The sequence below is a fragment of the Mycolicibacterium arcueilense genome, assembly GCF_058536225.1.
Map to the genome: position 1 here is coordinate 1 of NZ_JBZTYL010000003.1, position 22,181 is coordinate 22,181.

24 protein-coding genes and 1 pseudogene are annotated in these 22,181 nt (G+C 67.6%); 12 read left to right on the forward strand and 13 right to left on the reverse strand.

The window, feature by feature from the left end; translation table 11 throughout:
- Positions 1-68 precede the first annotated feature (68 nt).
- The 5 genes and pseudogenes from AC4LGL_RS00600 to AC4LGL_RS00620 all read right to left on the reverse strand — a co-directional run.
- Positions 69-548 (reverse strand): annotated as a pseudogene (locus tag AC4LGL_RS00600) (PLP-dependent transferase); the annotation flags it as partial.
- A gap of 17 nt (positions 549-565) precedes the next feature.
- Complete coding sequence (locus AC4LGL_RS00605) at positions 566-979, reverse strand: rhodanese-like domain-containing protein (protein WP_491837151.1); 414 nt, start codon at positions 977-979, stop codon at positions 566-568.
- Entirely contained in the window at positions 976-1,431 is a 456-nt protein-coding gene (locus AC4LGL_RS00610; protein WP_491837152.1) for an Rv0361 family membrane protein, read from the reverse strand. Before AC4LGL_RS00610 ends, AC4LGL_RS00605 begins: the two co-directional genes overlap by 4 nt.
- A 6-nt stretch (positions 1,432-1,437) precedes the next feature.
- A complete protein-coding gene (gene purT, locus AC4LGL_RS00615; protein WP_491837153.1) occupies positions 1,438-2,721 on the reverse strand; it encodes a formate-dependent phosphoribosylglycinamide formyltransferase in 1,284 nt (427 codons plus the stop codon).
- A 24-nt stretch (positions 2,722-2,745) separates the two neighbouring features.
- Complete coding sequence (locus tag AC4LGL_RS00620; protein ID WP_491837154.1) at positions 2,746-3,048, reverse strand: UBP-type zinc finger domain-containing protein; 303 nt, start codon at positions 3,046-3,048, stop codon at positions 2,746-2,748.
- 43 nt (positions 3,049-3,091) lie between these two features.
- On the opposite strand from AC4LGL_RS00620, the gene AC4LGL_RS00625 reads away from it, so the two are divergent.
- From AC4LGL_RS00625 to AC4LGL_RS00645, 5 genes are read left to right on the forward strand one after another with little or no spacing between them, the layout of a single operon-like run.
- Complete coding sequence (locus AC4LGL_RS00625) at positions 3,092-4,681, forward strand: Na+/H+ antiporter (protein WP_491837155.1); 1,590 nt, start codon at positions 3,092-3,094, stop codon at positions 4,679-4,681.
- A complete protein-coding gene (locus AC4LGL_RS00630; RefSeq protein WP_491837156.1) occupies positions 4,674-6,680 on the forward strand; it encodes an MMPL family transporter in 2,007 nt (668 codons plus the stop codon). Before AC4LGL_RS00625 ends, AC4LGL_RS00630 begins: the two co-directional genes overlap by 8 nt.
- A gap of 10 nt (positions 6,681-6,690) precedes the next feature.
- Positions 6,691-7,497, forward strand: coding sequence for an alpha/beta fold hydrolase (locus AC4LGL_RS00635; protein WP_491837157.1), 807 nt, complete (start codon positions 6,691-6,693; stop codon positions 7,495-7,497).
- Between the two features lie 9 nt (positions 7,498-7,506).
- A complete protein-coding gene (locus AC4LGL_RS00640) occupies positions 7,507-8,712 on the forward strand; it encodes a cytochrome P450 (RefSeq protein WP_491837158.1) in 1,206 nt (401 codons plus the stop codon).
- 5 nt (positions 8,713-8,717) lie between these two features.
- A complete protein-coding gene (locus AC4LGL_RS00645) occupies positions 8,718-8,912 on the forward strand; it encodes a ferredoxin (RefSeq protein ID WP_055110659.1) in 195 nt (64 codons plus the stop codon).
- An 11-nt stretch (positions 8,913-8,923) separates the two neighbouring features.
- Here the strand turns inward: AC4LGL_RS00645 and AC4LGL_RS00650 are convergent, their stop codons facing one another.
- Both AC4LGL_RS00650 and AC4LGL_RS00655 read right to left on the reverse strand, forming a co-directional pair.
- Positions 8,924-10,465 (reverse strand): HNH endonuclease signature motif containing protein, encoded by a 1,542-nt coding sequence (locus AC4LGL_RS00650; RefSeq protein WP_491837159.1) that lies wholly within the window; start codon positions 10,463-10,465, stop codon positions 8,924-8,926.
- Positions 10,466-10,516: 51 nt separating this feature from the next.
- Positions 10,517-11,164: a hypothetical protein gene (locus AC4LGL_RS00655; protein ID WP_491837217.1), complete on the reverse strand. Its 648-nt coding sequence runs from the start codon at positions 11,162-11,164 to the stop codon at positions 10,517-10,519.
- Between the two features lie 86 nt (positions 11,165-11,250).
- Here AC4LGL_RS00655 and AC4LGL_RS00660 point away from each other — a divergent pair, with 86 nt between their 5' ends.
- Positions 11,251-11,997 (forward strand): SDR family NAD(P)-dependent oxidoreductase, encoded by a 747-nt coding sequence (locus tag AC4LGL_RS00660; RefSeq protein WP_491837160.1) that lies wholly within the window; start codon positions 11,251-11,253, stop codon positions 11,995-11,997.
- 2 nt (positions 11,998-11,999) lie between these two features.
- Here the strand turns inward: AC4LGL_RS00660 and AC4LGL_RS00665 are convergent, their stop codons facing one another.
- Positions 12,000-12,626 (reverse strand): PaaI family thioesterase, encoded by a 627-nt coding sequence (locus tag AC4LGL_RS00665; protein WP_064931633.1) that lies wholly within the window; start codon positions 12,624-12,626, stop codon positions 12,000-12,002.
- On the reverse strand, positions 12,623-13,918 hold the full coding sequence (locus tag AC4LGL_RS00670) for an adenylosuccinate synthase (RefSeq protein WP_491837161.1): 1,296 nt from the start codon (positions 13,916-13,918) through the stop codon (positions 12,623-12,625). Before AC4LGL_RS00670 ends, AC4LGL_RS00665 begins: the two co-directional genes overlap by 4 nt.
- Before the next feature lie 105 nt (positions 13,919-14,023).
- Between AC4LGL_RS00670 and AC4LGL_RS00675 the strand changes: the two genes are divergently transcribed.
- The 3 genes from AC4LGL_RS00675 to AC4LGL_RS00685 all read left to right on the forward strand — a co-directional run bounded on the left by AC4LGL_RS00675 (position 14,024) and on the right by AC4LGL_RS00685 (position 16,422).
- Positions 14,024-14,605: a hypothetical protein gene (locus AC4LGL_RS00675; RefSeq protein WP_491837162.1), complete on the forward strand. Its 582-nt coding sequence runs from the start codon at positions 14,024-14,026 to the stop codon at positions 14,603-14,605.
- Positions 14,606-14,634: 29 nt separating this feature from the next.
- Positions 14,635-15,414: a site-2 protease family protein gene (locus AC4LGL_RS00680; protein WP_491837163.1), complete on the forward strand. Its 780-nt coding sequence runs from the start codon at positions 14,635-14,637 to the stop codon at positions 15,412-15,414.
- A 111-nt stretch (positions 15,415-15,525) separates the two neighbouring features.
- Positions 15,526-16,422, forward strand: coding sequence for a cation diffusion facilitator family transporter (locus AC4LGL_RS00685; protein ID WP_491837164.1), 897 nt, complete (start codon positions 15,526-15,528; stop codon positions 16,420-16,422).
- Positions 16,423-16,425: 3 nt separating this feature from the next.
- Here the strand turns inward: AC4LGL_RS00685 and AC4LGL_RS00690 are convergent, their stop codons facing one another.
- Complete coding sequence (locus AC4LGL_RS00690) at positions 16,426-16,842, reverse strand: DUF3151 domain-containing protein (protein ID WP_491837165.1); 417 nt, start codon at positions 16,840-16,842, stop codon at positions 16,426-16,428.
- A 64-nt stretch (positions 16,843-16,906) separates the two neighbouring features.
- Here AC4LGL_RS00690 and AC4LGL_RS00695 point away from each other — a divergent pair, with 64 nt between their 5' ends.
- Both AC4LGL_RS00695 and AC4LGL_RS00700 read left to right on the forward strand, forming a co-directional pair.
- Entirely contained in the window at positions 16,907-17,704 is a 798-nt protein-coding gene (locus tag AC4LGL_RS00695) for an Rv0361 family membrane protein (protein ID WP_491837166.1), read from the forward strand.
- A gap of 9 nt (positions 17,705-17,713) precedes the next feature.
- Positions 17,714-18,301: a CHAP domain-containing protein gene (locus tag AC4LGL_RS00700; RefSeq protein ID WP_491837167.1), complete on the forward strand. Its 588-nt coding sequence runs from the start codon at positions 17,714-17,716 to the stop codon at positions 18,299-18,301.
- On the opposite strand, the gene fbaA is transcribed toward AC4LGL_RS00700, so the two are convergent.
- Positions 18,298-19,335, reverse strand: a complete 1,038-nt coding sequence (fbaA, locus tag AC4LGL_RS00705; RefSeq protein WP_491837168.1) for a class II fructose-bisphosphate aldolase — start codon at positions 19,333-19,335, stop codon at positions 18,298-18,300. The two genes, AC4LGL_RS00700 and fbaA, sit on opposite strands and share 4 nt — an antisense overlap.
- A gap of 75 nt (positions 19,336-19,410) precedes the next feature.
- Here fbaA and AC4LGL_RS00710 point away from each other — a divergent pair, with 75 nt between their 5' ends.
- Positions 19,411-20,115, forward strand: coding sequence for a DedA family protein (locus AC4LGL_RS00710; RefSeq protein WP_491837169.1), 705 nt, complete (start codon positions 19,411-19,413; stop codon positions 20,113-20,115).
- Here AC4LGL_RS00710 and AC4LGL_RS00715 read toward each other — a convergent pair.
- A complete protein-coding gene (locus tag AC4LGL_RS00715) occupies positions 20,112-21,011 on the reverse strand; it encodes an LLM class F420-dependent oxidoreductase (RefSeq protein ID WP_491837170.1) in 900 nt (299 codons plus the stop codon). The two genes, AC4LGL_RS00710 and AC4LGL_RS00715, sit on opposite strands and share 4 nt — an antisense overlap.
- The gene (locus AC4LGL_RS00720) at positions 21,008-22,159 is read right to left on the reverse strand and encodes an XdhC family protein (RefSeq protein WP_491837171.1); all 1,152 of its coding nucleotides are present in this window, start codon (positions 22,157-22,159) and stop codon (positions 21,008-21,010) included. The genes AC4LGL_RS00715 and AC4LGL_RS00720 overlap by 4 nt, the downstream gene beginning before the upstream one ends.
- Positions 22,160-22,181 lie beyond the last annotated feature (22 nt).

Sequence of the window (22,181 nt, forward strand, 5' to 3'; positions counted from 1 at the left end):
CCCACCCCACAAACCGCCGTCAGAATCACCGTCGAACCACACCACTCAAGTCAGTCCACGGATTGAGGCTTAGAGGGGTCTGTCAGTGCCTCTTCCCACTGCGCGAGGTCCTCGCCGTCGACGAACACCGTCTCCACACCCCAGCGGGGCAGGATCTCGTTGCACACCACGAAGCACGATCCGAAGAGGCTGCGGGCGGCCACGAGTCGGTCACCGGCACCCAACAGGGCACCGAGCGCGGTGAAGACCGCCGCCATGCCGGTGGCAGTCGCGAACGCAGCCGGAGCGTCCTCGATGAGCCGCAGCCGCTCCTCGAACATCGAGATGGTCGGGTTGCCGTAGCGGGAGTAGACGAAGCGGTCGATCTCGCCGGTGAACGCCTTCTCGGCCGCGGATGCGGACTCGTATACGTACCCCGAGGTCAGATACATCGCCTCGGCGGTTTCCTCGAACTCCGAGCGCAGCAGACCGCCGCGCACGCCGATGGTGGCCTGGCTGACGCCCTCGGGCAGGGCAGCCGGGATCCGGACAGATGGGATGTCAGTCATCGATCCTCAACTCTGCTTCAGCTCTGTTTCCAGGGCAGACCGACGGCTTTCCAACCGGTACCGCCACGGTGGCGGAACTCGTCGAGATTGCCCTCGAATCCGTCGAGGATGTTGTACGACGGCGCGATGCCGGCCGCAGTGGCGGCCTCGGCCGCGCCGATCGAACGGTTGCCGGAGCGACACAGGAAGACCACCGGACGCTCACCCGGCGTCACTCCTGACGCCTTGAGATCGTCGACGAAGGCGTCGTTGTGCCCGCCGTCCGTCCGGTTCCATTCCACGTACACCACGTCACGCTCGAGGGTGGACAGATCCGGCACACCGACGAAGCGCCACTCAGCGTCGGTACGGCAGTCCACCAGCACGGCCTCGGAATTCTCGCTCAGAAGCTTCCAGGCCTCCTCAGGCGTGATGTCACCTGCATAGCTCACGGGCGTGAGTCTCCCATACTCGAGCAGACGCGCCATTGGCCGTCCTCACGCACGAACGCCGTCTCGGTGTTCACCTTGGCATCGGGGGCGTTGCCGAAGTGGTAGACCACCGTTGCGGTGGCCCGATCACCCTCAACGTGCACCCCGGTCACGTCGTCCACATACCTGGCGCCCTGCTTGGCTACCGAGTCACGCTGCCGGGCAATGAAATCGGCTTCGGTGCCGCGTTGCGCGACGCAGGTGTGGTCAGTGAACTCGCCGAAGTTCTCCCGCTGCAGGGCGTCGTTCTGGCCGACCGCGGCGAGGCTCACCTTCTGCTCCTCGCTGCGCCCGTCGCTACCGAACGTGTTGAGCAGAACGACCACGATCACCACGAGCACAATGATGGCCAGCGCGCCGAGGAACGGCGCCATCGTCGGCCGGTCCCCCGTGTCCTCCGTCTCCTCAGCCATCACGGCTCACCACAGCTTGCGCAGCGCGGAGCCGACCCGGCGGGCACGGTCACGGGCGATGATGACATCGGGCGCGGTGGCCAGGGCCACCCCGAGCCGCCGCGGGGCGTCGGATTCACCCGGTCGGCCGAACAACCGCACATCGCTTTCCGACGTGGCCAGCGCCTCGGCCAACACACCGCTGATGTCGCCCGACAGTTCACCGGTGTCGGCGCCGCCGTAGCTGACCTCGGCGGCTGCCGGGGAGATCATGATGGTGTCGACCGCCAGGCCCAGGATCGCCCTGGCATGCAGTTCGAACTCCGACAGCCGCTGCGACCGCAGCGTCACCAGCCCACTGTCGTGTGGCCGGATCCGGACATCGGAGAAGTACACATCGTCGCCCTGCACCAGCAGCTCGACCCCGAACACCCCGCGCCCGCCCAACGAGTTGACGATCCGGGCGGAGATGGACTTCGCGGCGTCCAGCGCAGCCGGCGACAGGGGCTGAGGCTGCCAGGACTCCAGCACATCCGTACCGACCTGACGGTGCCCGATCGGCTCGCAGAACTGCACTCCGGGACCGGACGGCCCGGCGGTGCGCACCGTCAGCATCGTGATCTCGTAATCGACCTCGACGACGGACTCGGCCAGCACGCGGTTCTGCGCGATGTGTCCGGCGGTGGTCGCCCGCTGCCAAGCCGGTTCGACGTCGTCGGACCGCAGCATCACCGATTCCCCGTCGCGCTGCGCGCCCACCACCGGCTTCACCACCAACGGGAAGCCGGCATGCTCGGCCACCGCAGTCAGCTCGTCGACGGACCCGGCGAACCAGAACGGCACCGTGGGCAGGCCCAGCTCGTCCGACGCCAGCCGGCGCAGGCCTTCGCGGTCCTGACTGAGCCGAATGCTGCGCGGGGCGGGCAGAACCTCGATGCCACCCCGCTCGGCCACCGCGACGAGGGCGTCCGCGGCGATGACGCCGGACTCGGCCACCACGTAACGCGGCTGCTCCCGCTCGATCAGCGCGGCGAGTTCCTCGGCGTCATTCATCTTGATCACCGCAGAGCGGTCCGCGACGCCGTGGGCAGGGGCGTAGTAGCGGTCCGCGGCGACGACGACGCCGCCCAGCCGCTGAAACGCCAGCGCGAGCTCCCGGCTCAACTCACCCGAACCCAGCAGCAGCACCGTCGCCGCGGGATCGGTGGGCTTGGGAGACTCGGCGGGCTCGGGGGACGGAGCCTCTTCGGCACCGTCGACCTGATCATCGGTCAGGTCATCAGTCTGCGCGTCCTCAATCGATTCACTCATCGCACGTACCAGCCTGCCAGATCGTCACCCAACCCGATGGTCGATATAGCACCAACGCCAACTCTCGCCGGGCTCCGCCGAACGCATCACGGGATGACCGCTTTGCTGAAAGTGCTTGGTGGCATGCTGATGCGGGCTTGAGTCACAGCAACCGACGTGACCGCACGTCACACACATCCGCAGATGTGCCCAGTTGTTCTCGCCGTCTTCCTCGCATTCCTGGCACTGTCCGGGAGTCAACGGTTGCGGCTCGGGGACCTCGGCTTCGAGATGTGCACAGGTACGAGGCATCGGACTGGACTCACGCCGACGTGATCTCCTCAACATGTTGATCAAGGATAGGCACGGCACACGAAGGAGGAACGACAACGTGGGTGCCTCACTCCTGGCGGCCCTGGTGGCCGCAATACTGCTGGCCGCCGTCGCCCGCCGGTTCGACGTCTCGGCGCCGTTGGCGCTGGTGGTGGCCGGACTCGCCGGCAGCGCACTGCCCGGCTTCGGCGATGTCCAGCTGGATCCCGAACTGGTGCTCTTCGTGATCCTGCCGCCACTGCTGTGGTCGGCGGGATTGGAGAGCAGCTACGTCGCGTTGCGCCGCAACATCAGGCCGATCGGGCTGCTCGCCGTCGGGCTGCCGCTGGCGACGACGTTTGCCGTCGGAATCGTCGCATTTCACACCGTGCCCGAACTCACCATCGCCGCGGCCCTGACCCTCGGCGCCATCGTCGCCCCGCCCGACGCGGTGTCGGCCACCGCCGTCGGCCGCCGCCTCGGTCTGCCGCGGCGCACGATGACCCTGCTCGGTGGCGAGAGCCTGCTCAACGACGCCACCGCACTGACCGCCTACAAGGTGGCGCTCGGGGCCGCCATCGGCACCGCCGCCAGCTGGGGCGACGGCCTGGCCACCTTCGGGTTGGCCGCGGTCGGCGGCATCGTGGTCGGCGGGGTGATCGGCATGGTGGTGCACTTCATCCGCACCCGCCTCGACGATCCACTGGTCGAGAGCGCCATCGGCCTGGTGGCGCCGTTCTTCACCTACCTGCTGGCTGAGGAGATCCACGGCTCCGGCGTGATCGCCGTGGTGGTGGCCGCGTTGATCCTGGGCCAGCGCGAGACGCAGGCCGGCTACGCCACCCGACTGCAGGACAAAGCGGTGTGGAAGGCGCTGCAGCTGATCCTCGAATCGTTCGCCTTCCTGCTGATCGGCCTGCAGCTGCCGAAAGTCATCAGCGAGCTGGCGGGCATCTCGGCGGCCACCCTGGCGATCTCGTCGGCGGCCGTGCTGACCACGGTGATCGGGGTGCGCATCGTGTGGGTGTACGCCTCGACCTATCTGCCCCGGTTGTTCTCCAAACGGCTCTGCGCCGAGGAACCAGCACCGTCGCGCGGACATTTGTTCGTCGTCGCCTGGGCGGGCATGCGCGGAGTGGTGTCGCTGGCCGCGGCATTCGGCGTTCCGGCCACCACGCTGGCCGGCGATCCGTTCCCCGGCCGGCCACAGCTGGTGTTCCTCACCTTCGTGGTCGTGGTCGGCACGCTGCTGCTGCACGGCCTGACGTTGCCCTGGTTCATCCGGGTACTCGGGGTCCAGGGCGACGAGGCGCACAGCGACGCCGTCGCCACGGCGGCGGCCCAGGACAAGGCCGCGCGGGCCGCAGCCGAACGGCTCGACACCTTGATGTCCGAACAATCCGCCACCGATGTGCCCGAACGCGCCGCCGACGTGCTGCGGGCGTGGAACACTCGGCGCCGTAATGCCGCCTGGGAGCGTCTGGGCCGCGACGACGCCGACATCGGTGAGAGCCCGACATCCGCGTTCCGCCGGCTGCGCCTGGAAATGCTTGCCGCCGAACGGGACACGTTCATCGCCGAGCGCGATGCCGGGCACATCGACGACGAGGTCCTGCGTACTGTGCTCCATGGGCTCGACTTGGAAGAGGCGACACTGAACCGTGATTAGGCGTCTGGCGTGGCTGGCTGTGTTGGTCGTGATCGTCTCCGGCGCGCTCCTGGGCCTGCTCAGCGGCGGCGACGCCGCCTCGCAGTCACCGGTCGCCGTCCCGGCTGATGCAGAGTCGGCGCGGGCCGACGCGCTGCGGGCCGATTTTCCCGGTGGAGATCAGGTTCCGGCGATTCTGGTGGTGACCCGCGCCGACGGCGCCGAACTCACCATGGGCGACGTCGACGCCACCGCCGATGCCCGCCACCGGATGACCGATGCTCCCGGCCCGCCGTTGACGGTCTCCGACGACGGCAAGGCCGCGGTGGTCACCGTGCCGCTCAAGGCCGACCTGTCCGGCTTCGGATTGAACGACGCCGTCAAGGATCTGCGCACCACCGCGAATGATGGTCTGCCTGCCGAGCTTCGGGCCCAGATCACCGGCGGCCCGGCATTCGGCGCCGACATCGCCAATTCATTTGCCGGAGCGAACATCACACTGCTCGCGGTGACTGCAGCTGTGGTGGCCCTCCTGCTGATCGTCACCTACCGCTCACCGGTTCTGTGGCTGGTGCCGCTGCTGGTCATCGCCTTCGCCGACCGCGTCGGCGCCGTCGTCGGCACCGCGGTGGCCTCCGGACTCGGGCTGAGCCCGGACGGTTCCACCTCGGGAATCACCAGCGTCCTGGTGTTCGGTGCGGGCACCAACTATGCGCTGCTGTTGATTTCGCGGTACCGCGAGGAACTTGGGCGGTGCGAGCAGCATCGCGAAGCCCTGGTGACAGCGGTACGGGCCGCCGCCCCTGCCATCGTGGCCAGTAACGCGACCGTGGTCCTGGCCCTGCTGACCCTGCTGTTCGCCTCGGCACCCAGTAATCGCAGCCTCGGCGTGCAGGCCGCGTCGGGTCTGGTGGTCGCCGCGATCTTCGTCCTGGTCGTGCTGCCACCGCTGCTGGCCCTGTGCGGCAAACGACTGTTCTGGCCGTTCATTCCCCAGGTCGGCGCCACACCGCTGACCGAAACCGGTATCTGGCACCGGATTGCGGACTCGGTGGCCCGCAAGCCCGCCCGCGTGGCTCTGGTCTCGCTGGCCGGCCTCGCCGTCCTGTGCACCGCCCTGTTGTCCACCCCGATCGGGCTGACGCAGACCGAGCAGTTCCGGGTACAGGCCGAATCGGTGACCGGCTATCAGACACTGGCCGCGCATTTCCCGAGCGGCCTGACCGACCCCACCCGCGTCATCGCCTCCACCGCCAAGGGCGGTGCGGTGCAGCGGGCGATCACCGATACTCCCGGCGTCGTATCCGCCTCACCTGCCGGTCAGTCCCCCACGGGCCTGAGCCAGTGGTCGGTGGTACTCAAGGGCGAACCCGCCTCCGATGAGGCCTTCGAAACCATTGACGCCCTTCGGGATTCGGTACACGCGGCGGACCCCAGTGCGCTCGTGGGCGGGTCCGATGCCCAGGCCAGGGACACCGCCGCGGCCGCCCAGCGCGACCGGCTCGTGGTGATCCCGGCGATCCTCGCGGTGGTGCTGGCGGTGCTCTACCTCCTGTTGCGGTCCGTGTTCGCGCCGCTGGTGCTTGTCGGGGTGACGGTGCTCAGTGCACTCGCCGCGCTCGGCCTTGGCGGCTGGGCCAGCGTCCACCTGTTCGGATTCCCCGCGCTGGACAACAGCACCCCGCTGTTCGCCTTCCTGTTCCTGGTGGCCCTCGGCGTGGACTACACGATCTTCCTGGTGACCCGGGCCCGTGAGGAGACCCCCGAGTTCGGAACACGACTGGGCATCGTGCGGGCCGTGTCGGCCACCGGTGCAGTCATCACCAGTGCCGGCGTGGTGCTGGCGGCAGTGTTCTGCGTGCTGGGTGTGCTGCCGCTGATCGTGCTGACGCAGCTGGGCATCATCGTCGGGCTGGGCATCCTGCTGGACACCTTCGTCGTCCGCACCGTGATCATCCCCGCGCTGTTCACCTTGATCGGTCCCCGCATCTGGTGGCCGGGCCTGCACGCCGAGCGCTAACTTGGCAGATGTGCAGGAGCTGCGAGTCCCGACGAAACTCGGCCGTCTCCGCGTCCAGGTCCGCGGCGAGGGCGACGCGGTCCTGTTCTGGCCCAGCCTGCTGATGACCGGCGACATGTGGGCCGGCCAGGTGCGGGAGTTCGAACCCGACCACCGGGTCATCGTCGTCGACCCACCCGGCCACGGCGGCAGCGAAAAGCTGGCGGCCCCTTTCAGTTTCACAGACTGCGCAGCTACCGTCGCCGACATCCTCGACGGTGTCGGCGTCGAGCGCACCCACTTCGTGGGCAACTCCTGGGGCGGGATGATCGGCGGGACGTTCGCCGCGTTGTACCCGAACCGCATCGGGCGCGCCGTGTTGATGAACTGCACGGCGTCGCCCGCCGGGCGCGGGCAGAAGCTCGAGTACGGCCTGCTGCTGCGGATGGCCAAAGCGCTCAGGGGAATCCGCGGTCCCCTCACCCGTCCGGTGCTCGCGGCGTTCCTGGGCCCGACGACGTTTGACACACGTCCCGAGGTGGTCGCCTTCGTGCGGAATGCCGTACACCTGGTCGACGTCGATTCCGCCGCCTGGGCGGTGACGAGCGTGGTGCCGCGCCGGCCGGATCAGCGGGCCTTGCTCTCCCGCGTGAAGACACCCGTCCTCGTGGTCGCCGGTGCGGAAGATGCCACGTTCCCGCTCGCGGAGACCATCGCGATGGCCGACGCCATTCCGGGGGCGGACGTGACGGTGCTCGACGGCGTCGCGCACCTGGCCGCGCTGGAGAATCCCCGCCTCGTCAACACGTTGATCAGGGATTTCCTGGCGCGCGGGTAGCGTCGTGGCATGACTGGGCCGATCACGCTGCCGCCAGTGCACATGCGGCGCAATGCCTTCGACCCGACGCCAGACCTGCGCGAGATCCGTGAGACCGACGGGGTACGCAAGGTCATCAGTGCGCTCGGCAATCCCGTGTACCTGATCACCCGCCACGAAGACGTCAAGGCGGTGTTGAGCGACCACGAACGGTTCTCCAACAGCAGACCAACCGGTTTTGCCCTACCCGGTGCGCCCCAGATGTCCGAGGAGGAGCTGGCCAGCGCCCGCGCCGGCAACCTCTTGGGGCTTGACCCGCCCGACCACCAGCGGCTGCGCCGCATGCTCACCGCGGAGTTCACCATCCGCCGGATGAAACGTCTCGAACCTCGGATCGTCGAGATCGTCGACGCCCGACTCGATGCGATGGCAGCGGCGGGGCCACCCTCGGATCTGGTGGCCGACTTTGCGCTGCCCATCCCCTCGCTGGTCATCTGCGAGCTGCTCGGGGTGCCCTACGAGGACCGCGACGACTTTCAGGAACGCTCCACGCACCAGCTCGACCTGTCTCTGTCCATCGCGGAACGTCTTGCGCTGCAACAGCAGAGCCGTGACTACATGCGTGGCCTCGTCCTGCGGGCCCGCCAGGATCCGGGTGAGGACATCCTCGGCATGCTGGTCCGCGACCATGGTGGCGAGCTGTCCGACGACGAGCTCGTCGGCATCGCCGGGCTGCTGCTGCTCGCCGGGCATGAGACCACGTCGAACATGCTTGGCCTCGGCGTCCTGGCATTGCTGCGTCACCCCGATCAACTGGCTGCCGTGCGGGACGACCCGGATGCCGTCGGCCCCGCCGTCGAGGAACTGCTGCGCTGGCTGTCCATCGTCCAGAACGCCATCCCGCGCTTCACGAACACCGAGGTCGATGTTGCCGGCGTGCGGATACCCGCAGGCGAATTGGTCTTCGCCTCCCTGCCCGCGGGCAACCGGGACCCCGACTTCATCGACACCCCCGACATGCTCGACATCCGCCGCGGTGCGCCCGGGCATCTGGCCTTCGGCCACGGCGTGCACCACTGTCTCGGTGCTCCGCTGGCCCGCATGGAGATGCGGATCGCCTTCCCGGCCCTGCTGCAAAGGTTCCCGGACCTCGGGCTGGCCGAGCCGTTCGAGGACGTCGCCTACCGGTCTTTCCACTTCATCTACGGCCTCAAATCGTTGGCGGTAACGTGGTGAGCGCCATGAAAGTAGAAGCAGATCGGGATGCCTGCATCGCCTCGGGCAACTGCGTGATGGTCTCCGACGTCGTCTTCGATCAGGACGATGACGGCGTGGTCGAAGTCCTCGTCGATGAGGTGCCCGACGATGAGATCGCGCATGCGCGCGAGGCCGTCAAGCTGTGCCCGGCAAGCGCATTGAAGCTCACCGGCGACTGACGCCGAGCCGTTCAGAACGGTGGTGGTGGTCCGTATTCCTCGGCGAGCCAGGCTTGGTAGTCGCGTTCGGTGGCGAGGTCGTTGTTGAGTTCGGCGCGTAGGCGTCGTTCCTCGGCGATGCGGTCTTGGCGGTCTTGTTCGCGGGTGCGGCTGCGTTTGGGCACCTTCGCGGCCCGGTTCGGATTTGAGTTCGGGTTCGGGGCCGGCGGTTCGGGTTCGGGGAGGTTGAGGTCCCCGGTGGGTTGACCCAGGGTGGGGAACATGCCGGCGCCGTGGGGTTCGGTGGCGTAGGTGTGGCCGGTGGGTGTGGTGACTTCTACTGTGCCATCGGGTAATTGACGGTCTGACCAGCCGGGGCAGAACGTTTTGATCAAGTGATGCGCCCGGCAGTAAAGCTTGGTGTTGGACGGATGCGTCGGCCCGATCGGGTACGGGACGGTGTGGTCGATGTCGCAGCGGTCCACGGGTGCGTCACAGCCCGGGAACCGGCACGTCAAATCCCGCCAGCGGATGAACTCGGAGAGCGCCACCGACGGGCGATACCCCGGCTCGGAACCGTCAGGGGCGCTGGACTCGCTGGGTTGGGCGGGCTCAGGCAGCCCCGTCGACTCGCCGAGCTCGGGTGGCGCGCTGGATTCGCTGGGCGACGTAGAGGTGTCAGCGGGTACCCGCACCGGCTTGAGCTTGGCGTTACTCGCGAGGTCGCGCACACGGTCGGCGGGCAGGATCCCGTACCCGGGTAGATATCCCGGATCCGGCGACATCCCATCCAGGGTGGCTTGGCTGGCCAGCACATGAACCACCGCCGCATCAGCGGCCGCGCGCTTCTGGGCCGCCGGGCAGTCCTCACGACCACACCGGCACACCAACTGAGCTTCCAGCCGCGCCAGCGGCCCGACCGCATCAGAACGGCGCCGCTCCCAACTGCGCGGATCATGCTCACACACCGTGTCGGCCAACGCATCCAACCGTTGATCGAACGCCGCCGCGTCCTCAGCATCGACATTCGCCCAGATCGTGGCCGCACCCGGGCTGCCCGGCTCCACCTGCACGAACCGGTCCTGCGCCAGATCCGGAGGCACCCGCACCCCGTTCGGATCCAGTTTGGCGATCCAATGATCGATCCGATCCCGCAACTGCCGCTCGGAGAACCGCATCCACCGATGCGCCCGGCCCGCGAGTTCGGCATCCAGTTCGGCCCACACCGACCGGTCCGCGGTCTCGGTGCGGGCGATGATCATCGACACCACCCGATAATCAATATCCCCCACGGCGAATCGGGCCGCCACCAACGGCAGTTTGTCGCGCAGTATCCGGGCGTGATGCACCTGGGTACCCGCCCGACCCCGGGAGATGCGCATCGCCGCCGACACCTCGGCGCACACCTCCGCATACGGGTCGGTGCGCCACAAAATGCTGTCGACCAGTTCTCGTTCGCGCAGGGTGTCCAACGCCCCGATCGCGGCCAACCGCCCCGCGATCGCCGCTGATTCCGCACGGGCCGACGCGGACATCGCGTCGATCAGTGTCACATCGGAATCGTCTTCGAACATATGTTCGATACTACTCCAACTCCACGACACGCGCAGGCGAACTACCGCCGACTAGCCGGAATGCTCGTGCTCACCGGGTAGATCGATCACCCCGGCTCGGACTAGGAACAACAGGCTGACCGCCAGCACCCAGGTCGGGAACGCCAGCGTCAGCCACATGCTCAGATCGCCGGCAACCAGAAGCGTCACCGCGAGAAGGTATGTCGCGAACGCCAACGGACGCGGCATCAAGCCGGTCTTCAACCAGATCGTGGCCAGCGAGATCATGAACACGGCAGCCATACGGATCCCGTAGGTCTTGCTCAGCGCCAGCAGCAGCATCTGCCCGAACGTGGCGACGTCGGAATGCGCCGCAGCGTCGACCATCCCGGCCTTGCTGGCGATCAATGCGGCACCGACGGCCGAGGATACGAACATCATGGCCAGGAACAAGATGCCGCTGCCGAGGAACACGGACGAGAAGAACCGGTCCTCAAACCGGCCGAACCCGTCACGCACCACGCCGATGAACCACAGGAACGCGATACCCGCGAACGGCATCAGGACCGACGCCACCCGCAGCCGGGTGCTCGCTCCGTCGATCCATTGGGAGCCCGGCTCGGCGCCCTCGGGCAGCGCGGTGCGAATCAGGATCAGCGATGCCCCGAACAACAGGGCGAACAACACTCCCGCGATCGCCGCGGCGCGCGGCGTCGACAAACGGTGCAAAGGTCGTTGATCCACGGCGCCATAGTGACACCCCGAGTCCCGAACTGCGATCACATTCGCCCCCTTACGATGTCCCGGTGTCATTGAGTGGAAGAACCGCACTGGTCACCGGAGCCACGAGCGGGATCGGCTATGCCACCGCAGTACATCTCGCGCAACAGGGTGCGCACGTTCTGGCAAGCGGTCGAGACGCCGACCGCGGAGCGCAGGTGGTGACCGAGATCCGCAATGCCGGCGGCAACGCCGACTTTCTGCCCGCCACATTGACCGACGCCGCCAGCGCCCATGGCTTGGTAGAACAGGCACTGACGGTCGCCGGCCAGATCGACATCCTGATCAACAACGCCGCCATCGCGGTCTTCGGGCCCACCGCGGCCATCGCCGAAGACGACTTCGACGACTGCTTCGACCTCAACGTGAAGATCCCGTTCTTCCTCGTCGGAGCAACCGCACCAGCCATGGCCAAGCGCGGAGACGGCGCGATCGTGAACGTCAGCACCATGGTCTCCATGTTCGGCACAGCGGGTTCGGCGGTGTACGCGTCGTCAAAGGCCGCGCTGAATCTGCTCACCAAATCATGGGCCGCCGAATACGGGCCCAAGGGTGTCCGGATCAACGCCGTCGCTCCGGGACCGACGCTTACCGAAGGCACCACGGCTCAGTACGGCACCGACCGACTGACTGCCCTCGCGGCACAGGCCCCGGCGCGACGTGTCGCCGATCCCACCGAAATCGCAAGAACCATCGGCTTTCTGGTGAGCGAGGACGCCAGTTTCATTCACGGCGCGGTGCTGCCGGCCGACGGCGGCCGCACCGCGATCTAGATCTAGGGCTGGCCCGGCAGCAATCTGAGCATTAGGCCATTGGCCTCGGCGAGCAGGTTCTCGTCGGGGTCACGCAGTTCGGCGTTCACAAATGCCTTGCGCCCCTCCGACTCACGCACCCAACCGCGGGCGGTCAGCACCGTGTCGATCGGGGTCACCTTGCGGTAGTCCACATGCAGGAACGCGGTACGGCTGATCGGCCGGCCCGCCGCGTGGATCACCATGCCGAACACCGAATCGAACAGCAGCGGCAGCACACCGCCGTGCACCGCATAGTTGCCGCCGACGTGGAATCGGCTGAACTCGACCTTCAATTCGACGCCCTCGGGCTCGAACTTCGACACGGTGAACGGCGGCATCAGCAGGCTGCCGACACCCGGCAGGGACGGCACCCGGTTGGCCGGGCCCACACCCTCGGCGGCCTCGTACGGAGCGAGCAGCTTGACCAGCTCTTCGACCCGATCGGCCGCGTCGTCCCAGGTGTCGCTGTCCGGATCGGCCGACACGGCGAGATCCTGCGCTCGGCGCATCGCGGTCAGGAAACGCGCGAAACCCGGTCCTGGATCGGCTGATTCGAATACCGGAAATCCGCCGTGCTGCTCAAAGACCGATGGCCGCTCGTCGGTCACTTGGCAGCCAGGATGTCACGGCGCACGATCGTCTGCTCGCGACCCGGCCCCACACCGATGCACGAAACATGCGCGCCGGCAAGCTCTTCGAGCCGCAGCACGTAGTCCTGGGCCTTGGCGGGCAGATCGGAGAACTCACGGGCGGTGGAGATGTCCTCCCACCAACCGGGCAGCTCCTCGTAGATCGGCTCGGCGCGGTGGATGTCGGACTGCGTCATGGGCATCTCGTTGGTGCGCTTGCCGTCGACCTTGTAGCCGACGCACACCGGCACCGTCTCCAGGCTGGACAGCACGTCGAGCTTGGTCAGGAAGTAGTCGGTGATGCCGTTGACCCGGGTCGCGTACCGCGCGATCACCGCGTCGAACCAGCCACAGCGCCGGGCCCGGCCGGTGGTCACACCGACCTCGCCGCCGGTCTTGGCCAGGTACGCGCCGTGCTCGTCGAACAGCTCGGTCGGGAACGGACCCGATCCGACGCGGGTGGTGTAGGCCTTGAGGATTCCCAGCACGGTGGTGATCTGCGTCGGCCCGATCCCGGAACCGACCGCGGCACCGCCGGCGGTCGGGTTCGACGAGGTGACGAACGGGTAGGTGCCGTGGTCGACGTCGAGCAGGGTGCCCTGCGAGCCCTCCAGCAGCACGGTCTCGCCCTTTTCCAGCGCCTGGTTCAGCAGCAGCCGGGAATCGGCGATGCGGTGCTTGAAGCCTTCGGCCTGGGTGAGCAGGTTCTCGAGTACCTCGGCGGGCTCGAGCGCCTTGCGGTTGTAGATCTTGACCAACACCTGGTTCTTGAATTCCAGTGCCGCCTCGATCTTTTCGGCCAGCAACTGCTCGTCGAGCACGTCGGCGACCCGGATGCCGATGCGGGCGATCTTGTCCTGGTAGCAGGGACCGATGCCGCGGCCGGTGGTGCCGATCTTCTTGCTGCCCGCGTAGCGCTCCACCACCTTGTCGATGGCGACGTGATACGGCATCAGCAGATGCGCGTCGGCCGAGATCAGCAGGCCCGAGGTGTCGACACCTCGCTCTTCCAGCCCGTGGAGCTCGGTGAGCAGCACACCCGGGTCGACCACCACGCCGTTACCGATGACGTTGGTGACCCCTGGCGTCAGGATGCCCGAAGGGATCAGGTGCAGTGCGAAGTTCTCCCCCGTGGGAAGCACGACGGTATGCCCGGCGTTGTTGCCCCCCTGGTAGCGAACCACCCACTGCACGCGGCCACCGAGCAGATCGGTGGCTTTACCTTTGCCCTCGTCGCCCCATTGGGCGCCGATGAGGACGATTGCCGGCATGGCGTAATCTCCCGCCTAATCTTCCGCACTAGTGTGATGCAGCCGGTAGGCCACCTTATCCCAGCTCACGCCAGGAACACATTTGTCTGACCACAAGGAGCAGTTTTGACCACCTCAGACGGGGTCGCGGTGGTCGGCACAGGGCCCGTTCCGCGCCCGCTCCGCAACCTGCCGAGAGTCGATGTCGACGACCTCGGCGCGCACCGCAGACTGGTCGTGACCGGCGGCGACGGCGAGCTGGCCGCCGTGCTCACCGCGTTGCTGCGCGCCGATCGGCTCGACGTCGAGGTCGCTGCGGCCACTGGCAGCTGGTCCGCGCGGCGTGCACTCCGCGGGTCTGCCCGGCGTGTCCCGCTGATCCGCGACGAGACGGGAACTGTGCTGGTCGGTGCGGCACAGTGGCACGGGCCCGACGGTGCGGCGCTGCAGGGCGAGGCCATCGTCGACGACATCGTGCTGTTCGACGGCGAGGCTCCAGGTGTCCGGGTCGAGCCCACGACGAGCATGCCGGGACTGCGCGCGAGCGTGCTGTCAGACCGTGGCCGCCCGCGCCGGTGGGTCGTCGGCCGCGCCGCACAGCTGGGTACCCCGGGTGCGCAGGTGATCCGGGACGGAGTGGCCGGGGCGCGGACGGTACGACGCTCGACGTTCTATCGGCACACTGAGGGCTGGCTGCGGGTCGGCTGAACTGCGGCCACAGCCGGTAGCGTCGAATCGTGAACATCCGCCCGCTGCATCAGTCGGTACGGCCCAGCCCGGTCTTCCTGGCCGTCGTCGCGATCACGGTCGCGGGCGGGGTGGTGGCCTGGTTGGCCGCCGACACCGTGAAGCCGCTGTCCTACGTGGGCGTCTTCATCCTGGTGATCGCGGGCTGGCTGGTGTCGTTGTGCCTTCACGAGTTCGGCCATGCGTTCACGGCGTGGCGGTTCGGTGATCACGACGTGGCGGTGCGCGGGTATCTGACGCTCAACCCGCTCAAGTACTCCCATCCCCTGCTGTCGCTGGGATTGCCGGTGCTGTTCATTGCGCTCGGCGGGATCGGCCTGCCCGGCGGGGCCGTCTATGTCCGTACCTCGTGGATGACGGCCAGGCAGAAGACACTGGTCAGCCTGGCCGGGCCGGCCGCCAACGTGGTGCTCGCCGTCCTGCTGCTGACCGTCACCGCGGTCTTCTTCGACCCGGCCCACCTGGTGTTCTGGTCGGGGCTGGCCTTCCTGGGATTCCTACAGGTCACCGCCGTCCTACTGAACCTGCTGCCGGTTCCCGGGCTGGACGGGTACGGCGCCCTGGAACCGCATCTGAGCCCCGACACCCAGCGGGCGCTGGAGCCGGCCAAACAGTGGGGCTTCTTCATCCTGCTGATCCTGCTGATCACGCCCACGCTCAACCGGTGGTTCTTCTCGGTGGTCTTCTGGTTCGTCGACCTGTCCGGGGTGCCGAGCCAGCTGGTGTCCATCGGCAGCCAGCTGACCCGTTTCTGGTCCGCCTGGCTTTAACCCGCCCCCCGGCAGCCACGCTGGCGTGACACTCGGCGCCGACAGCCACTCTGGCGTGACACTCGACCCAACGCTTGCCACATATGCGTACTTCCGCATATATTTCGAGGCATGGGTGCCGGCCACGATCACAGTCACAGCAGCGATACCCGCGTCAGCAGAATGCTCATCGCCGCGGCGATCCTCAGTGCGTTTTTCGTCCTTGAGCTGGTCACCGCGCTGCTGATCAACTCGATCGCGCTGCTCGCCGACGCCGGCCACATGCTCACCGACCTGGTCGCCATGTTCATGGGATTGACCGCGGTGTTGCTGGCCCGGCGCGGAAGTACCTCCCCGGCCCGCACCTACGGCTGGCACCGGGCCGAGGTCTTCACCGCCGTCGCCAACGCCGCCCTGCTCCTCGGCGTGGCGGGCTTCATCCTGTACGAGGCCTTCGAACGCCTCGGCAACGCGCCCGACGTCCCCGGCGTACCGATGATCGTCGTGGCGCTGGCCGGGCTGGCCGCCAACGCCGTCGTCGTGATGATGCTGCGGTCGCACTCCAAGGACAGCCTCGCCGTCAAGGGCGCCTACATGGAGGTCGTGGCCGACACCGTCGGCAGCATCGGCGTCCTGGTCGCCGGCATCGTCACCGTCACCACCGGCTGGCCCTACGCCGACGTCGTCGTCGCCGTCCTGGTCGCGCTCTGGGTCCTGCCCCGCGCCATCGCGTTGGCCCGGGCAGCGCTGCGGATCCTGAGCGAGTCCTCGCCACAGCACATCGACGTCGAAGAGCTGCGTACCGCGCTCGGCGCGGTGGACGGCGTGACGGGCGTGCACGATCTGCACGTGTGGACGCTGGTCCCCGGCAAGGACATGGTCACCGCGCACCTGACCAGCAACGCCGACACCGCCCGGGTGCTCGACGACGCCCGCGCGGTACTGAACGCCCGGGGCCTCGCCCACGCCACCGTGCAGGTGGAGCCGCCCGAATCAGCGAACGACTGCTCCTGCGAGGCGAAGGACTGAACGTCAGGCCAGGCCGAGGTCGGCCCGCGCCGACGGATCACAGTCGTCGAGCAGATCGATGCACCGCTGGAACTCGTCGGTCTCGCCGATGTCGTCGGCGGCGCGGGCCAGCGCGGCCACACACCGCAGGAACCCCTGGTTCGGCTCATGGGCGAACGGCACCGGGCCGAAACCCTTCCAGCCGTTGCGCCGCAACTGATCCAGCCCACGGTGATAGCCCGTGCGGGCATACGCGTACGCCGTGACAGCCTTGTCGTCGGCGAGGGCCTTCTCCGCCAGCACCGCCCACGCGATCGACGCCGACGGGTGGGCGGCGGCCACCACGGCAGCCTTTTCACCCGCAGCCAATTCGTCCTCGGCCTCAGGGTCCCCGGGAAGGAGGACCGGATCCGGCCCCAACAAATCACCCATCCGTGTCATGGGCCTATTGTGCACCGACCGATAAGCTCCACCGGTAGCGACGTACGGGAGGACCGCAGCAGGGATGTCGAACCCAACGGGACCTGGCGAAGACCGCACCGACCAGAGCGACACACCGACCGAGAAGGTCGAGCTACCTTCCACGGCCGAACTGTCCGCCCTGTCCGAACCGGCCACCGAGATCTTCAGCTCGGCCGACGAAGTCACCGGGGAGGTACACCTCGGAGAGGAACGACGCTTCACCGCGCCGTCCGGCTTCGACAGTTCCACCCAGAAGATCGACACCCCGCCCGACCCGGAGACCGAGGTGTTCGCACCGGCCGATGGTGACACCGTCGCGGCCGAGGTGCCGAAAGGTGCTGCCCCGAAGGTCATCCCGCCGCGCGAAGAGCAGGAGCAAGCTCCGCAGACCACGACCCGCCGCAGCTGGGGATGGGTGGTGGCGGTCGTCCTGGTGATCGCGGCCCTGGTGGCGATCGCCGTGCTCGGCACCGTCCTGCTGACCCGCAAATCGTCGTCGGCGGCCTCCCAGGAAGACGACGTCCGCACCACGATCCAGGACTTCGACTCGGCCATCCAGCGGGGCGACCTGGCCGCCCTGCGATCGATGACCTGCGGCACCACCAGCGACAACTACGTCAAATACGACCAGAAAGCCTGGGACGAAACACACTCCCGGGTGGCGGCCGCCAAGCAGTACCCCGTCGTGGCCAGCATCGACCAGGTGGTCGTCAACGGCGACCACGCCGAGGCCAACGTCACGAGCTTCATGGCATTTGCCCCGCAAACCCGGTCCACGCGCAGCTTCGACCTCCAGTTCCGCGACAATCAGTGGAAGATCTGCCAGGCGCCTACCGGTTAATCTGGTCCGGTGACCCTGCGCGGACCCAAGCTCTGGTTGACCCTGTGCGCGTTCGGCGCGGTCATCGTGGTCGGCCTGGCCACGCTACTGGTCCGCCATCCCGGAGCGATCGACCTGCTGCCGGGCAAACCCGTCGCCTTTCCTCAGATCGACCGCACCGCACTCGATCCGGGCCAGGCACGCATCGTCGACGTGCTGCAGGCGCAGTACGAAGCCCAACCCGGCGGCAGCCACTTCTCCGAAGGTGTCGAGGAGCCGTGGTGCGCGGACTTCGTCAGCTGGGTGCTCAACGAGGCGGGCCGGCCGCTGTCCAATCCCAACTCGGGGAGCTGGCGGATCCCGGGCGTGTACACGCTGCAGGAGTATTTCCAGGCCGCAGGCCGGTTCGCCGAACCGCGCGGATACCGGCCCCAGACCGGCGACGTGGTGATGTACGCCGACGGTAGCCCGCTCGGGTTGCACACCAATTTTGTTGTGACCGTGGACGGCAACGCGATCACCACGGTCGGCGGCAACGAGGAGGGCGGTATCCGTGTGCACACCCTCGATGACGCCGAGATCGCGGGGATCCTCGGGTACGGCCGACCGGCCGCCTAACCGGCGGTGACGCTGCGCCCGGCGCTGTGCAGGTCGTTGCAGGCCTCGATGACACGCTCGCTCATCGACGCCTCGGCCTTCTTCAGGTAGCTGCGCGGGTCGTAGACCTTCTTGTTCCCCACCTCGCCGTCGATCTTGAGCACCCCGTCGTAATTGGTGAACATGTGCGCGGCGAGCGGACGGGTGAAGGCGTACTGCGTGTCGGTGTCGACGTTCATCTTCACCACGCCGTACTTGAGGGAATCTTCGATCTCGGACTTCAGCGAACCCGACCCGCCGTGGAAGACGAAGTCGAAAGGCTTTGCGTCACCTGACAATCCGAGCTTGGCGGCGGCCACCCGCTGCCCCTCGGCAAGCACCTCGGGCTTGAGCACCACATTGCCGGGCTTGTAGACGCCGTGCACGTTTCCGAACGTGGCCGCCAACAGGTAGGCACCGTGCTCGCCGGCGCCCAGCGCGTCGATGGTCTTCTCGAAGTCCTCCGAGGAGGTGTAGAGCTTCTCGTTGATCTCGGCCTCGACACCGTCTTCTTCGCCGCCGACCACACCGATCTCGACCTCGAGGACGATCTTGGCCGCCGCGGCGAGCTTCAAGAGCTCCTGCGCGATGGTCAGGTTCTCGTCGATGGGGACGGCCGAGCCGTCCCACATGTGCGACTGGAACAACGGATTGCGGCCGGCGGCGACCCGCTCGGCGGAGATGGCCAGCAGCGGCCGCACATAGGTGTCGAGCTTGTCCTTCGGACAGTGGTCGGTGTGCAGGGCGACGGTGATCGGGTACTTCTCGGCGATCACATGGACGAACTCGGCCAGTGCGACGGCCCCGGTCACCATGTCCTTGACGCCGAGCCCCGAAGCGAACTCCGCGCCTCCGGTCGAGAACTGGATGATGCCGTCACTGCCCGCATCGGCGAAACCCTTGATGGCGGCGTTGATCGTCTCCGACGATGTGCAGTTGATGGCCGGGAAGGCGAAGGAATGCTCCTTGGCCCGAGCCAGCATCTCGGCGTAGACCTCAGGCGTGGCGATCGGCATTGACTTGTCCTTCCATCTGGACGCGGGTTATCGCAGGTGAAGACCGGTGGTGGGGCCCAGGTACCCTAGGGAGTCGTGATCGACATCGCCCTCCCTGAGGCTACGACCAATCTGGCGCTCATGCCGGATTTCATGGATCCACTGCACCTCATCGGATCCTTCGGCACCTGGGCCCTGGTGGGCATCCTCGTCGTCGTCTTCGTCGAGTCCGGGGTGCTGTTCCCGGTCCTTCCCGGCGACTCGTTGTTGTTCGTCGCGGGCATGCTCGCCGCGGGCACCGCCGCCCAGGGAACGGCAGTGGACGCCAACTTCGCACTCTGGCAGCTACTGGTGTTCATCCCGCTGGCAGCCATCCTCGGCGGCCAGGCGGGCTACCTGATCGGCCGGTTCATCGGCGTCGAGATGTTCAAACCCGACGCCCGGATCCTCAAGCAGAAGTACCTCGACGAGGCCCACGCGTTCTTCGAGCAGCGCGGCCCGTTCGCAATCGTCATCGCCCGGTTCGTGCCGATCGTGCGCACCCTGGCGCCGATCGTCGCCGGCGCCGCCAAGATGCGTTATTCGGTGTTCACCACGTTCAACGTGCTGGGCGCAATCGTGTGGGGTGTCGGCCTCGTCCTGCTCGGCTACTGGCTGGGCCAGTTCGAGATCATCCAGAAGCTGCTCGAGCCGATCTTCATCCTGATCGTCGTGGCCTCGGTGGCGCCGATGTTCTACGAGTGGTTCAAGCGCCGCCGGGCCGCCAAGAAGGGCACCGAGCAGGTTCAGCCGAACCCCTAACCGAAGCCCAACGCGGCGGCCAGTTCACGAAGGGCCGGACGCGGATCGGCCGTCGGGTTCTCCCCCAGTGCCTGAACGACGACGTGGTCGGCGCCGGCATCCAGGTGGGCCGTGATCACCGCCGCCGCCTGATCCGCCGAACCCATGCCGACGAGTCCGCGCGCCAGCCGGTCCGAGCCGCCCCGCACCAGGTCGGATTCGTCGAAACCCTGCCGCAGCCACGAGTTTCGGTAGTTGGGCAGCCCGCTGTAGACCTCAAGGTGCTTGTGCGCCCGAGCCAGCTGGTCGGCGTCGTCACCCCCGATCGCGACGGCCTGCTCGGACACCACCCAGCGGTCCGGACCGAGGAGCTCGCGCGTCGTCGCGGTGTGATCGGGCGTGACCAGGTAGGGATGTGCGCCGTCGGCGTGGGTGCCGGACAGCTCGATCATCTTCGGGCCGAGTGCGGCCAGCAGTCGGGGCGGGCGCCCGACGCCCGGTTCGATCTGCTCGGGCACCGCGGCCATCCGCTCCAGGTAGGTGCGCATGGTGGCCAGGGGCTTGGCGTAAGTGCCACCCAGTCCGTGCTCGACGAGAGGTCCGTGGCTGACGCCCAGGCCGAGCACGAACCGGCCCGGGTAGAGCGCTGTGAGGGTGCGTGCCCCCGATTCGGCGGCTGACGGCACCCGGACGTGAATGTTCGCGATGCCGGTGCCCACCACGAGTCGTTCGGTGGCAGCCAGGAACGCCGCCGACTGGGTGAGAGCTTCCTTGCCGACCACCTCCGGAAGGAACAACGAGCCGAAGCCGAGAGCTTCGATGTCCCGCGCAACCTGCTGCGCGTCCGGCATCGACCAGGTGTCGCTGGCCCACCACACACCGATCCGGCTCGGGAAATCGATCTTGGCTCGTGTCACTGACCACTCCTCAATTCACTCGGTTCGTTGTGTTCGTGATGAATACGGCCACCAGTGTCCGCCAGTGGTGTGCCGGTGCCGCCCCAGCGTTGGGCGATGATCTCGGCCGCGATCGACACCGCGGTCTCTTCGGGCGTCCTGGCGCCCAGGTCCAGTCCGATAGGACTCGACAATCTCGCGAGCTCTTCGCCGGTCAGGCCGACTTCGCGCAGTCGGGCCATCCGGTCGTCGTGGGTGCGCCGCGAGCCCATCGCACCGATGTAGCCGATCTCAGGCAGTCGCAACGCCACTTCGAGCAGCGGCACGTCGAACTTCGGATCGTGCGTGAGCAGGCAGATGACCGTGCGGCCGTCGATCGCGCCGGCGGCGGCCTGCGCGGCCAGGTACCGGTTGGGCCAGTCGACGACGACCTCGTCTGCGGTCGGGAACCGGGCCGCGGTGGCGAAGACGGGGCGCGCGTCGCACACCGTGACGTGGTAGCCCAGCAGTGACCCCTGGCAGGCCACGGCCGCCGCGAAGTCGATGGCACCGAAAACCAGCATTCTCGGCGGCGGCGCGAAGCTCGCGACGAACACCTCCATGCCCTCGCCGCGGCGCTCGCCGTCGGGGCCGAACGTCAGCACCGCGCTGCGGCCGGTGTCGAGCAGACCGCGCGCATCGTCGGTGATCGCGCTGTCCGCACGGGTCGAGCCGAGTGTGCCGGTGACCTCGCCGGTGCGGATGACCAGTCGGCGGCCCAGCCATGCCGGATCGGGATGTGCGATGACCGTCGCGGTCGCGACAGGTCGATGGGCCTCGATGTCGTCGACCAGCGCTTCCAGTTCTGGGAATGTCCGCTTCGACACCGGCTCGACGAACACGTCGAGGATGCCGCCGCAGGTCAGTCCCACGGCGAAGGCGTCATCGTCACTGACTCCGTAACGCTGCAGCACCGGGATGCCCTCGGCAACGACCTCACCGGCGAGTTCGTACACCGCACCTTCGACGCAGCCACCGGATACCGAGCCGGTCACCGTGCCGTCGGGGGCCACCACCATCGACGCCCCGGCAGGCCGCGGTGCGGAACGGAACGTGCGCACCACCGTCGCGAGGCCCACGGTGCCACCGGCACGCCAGACCGACAGTGCATCGGCGAGCACGTCTCTCACGATGACAAACGTAGCCCGGGCT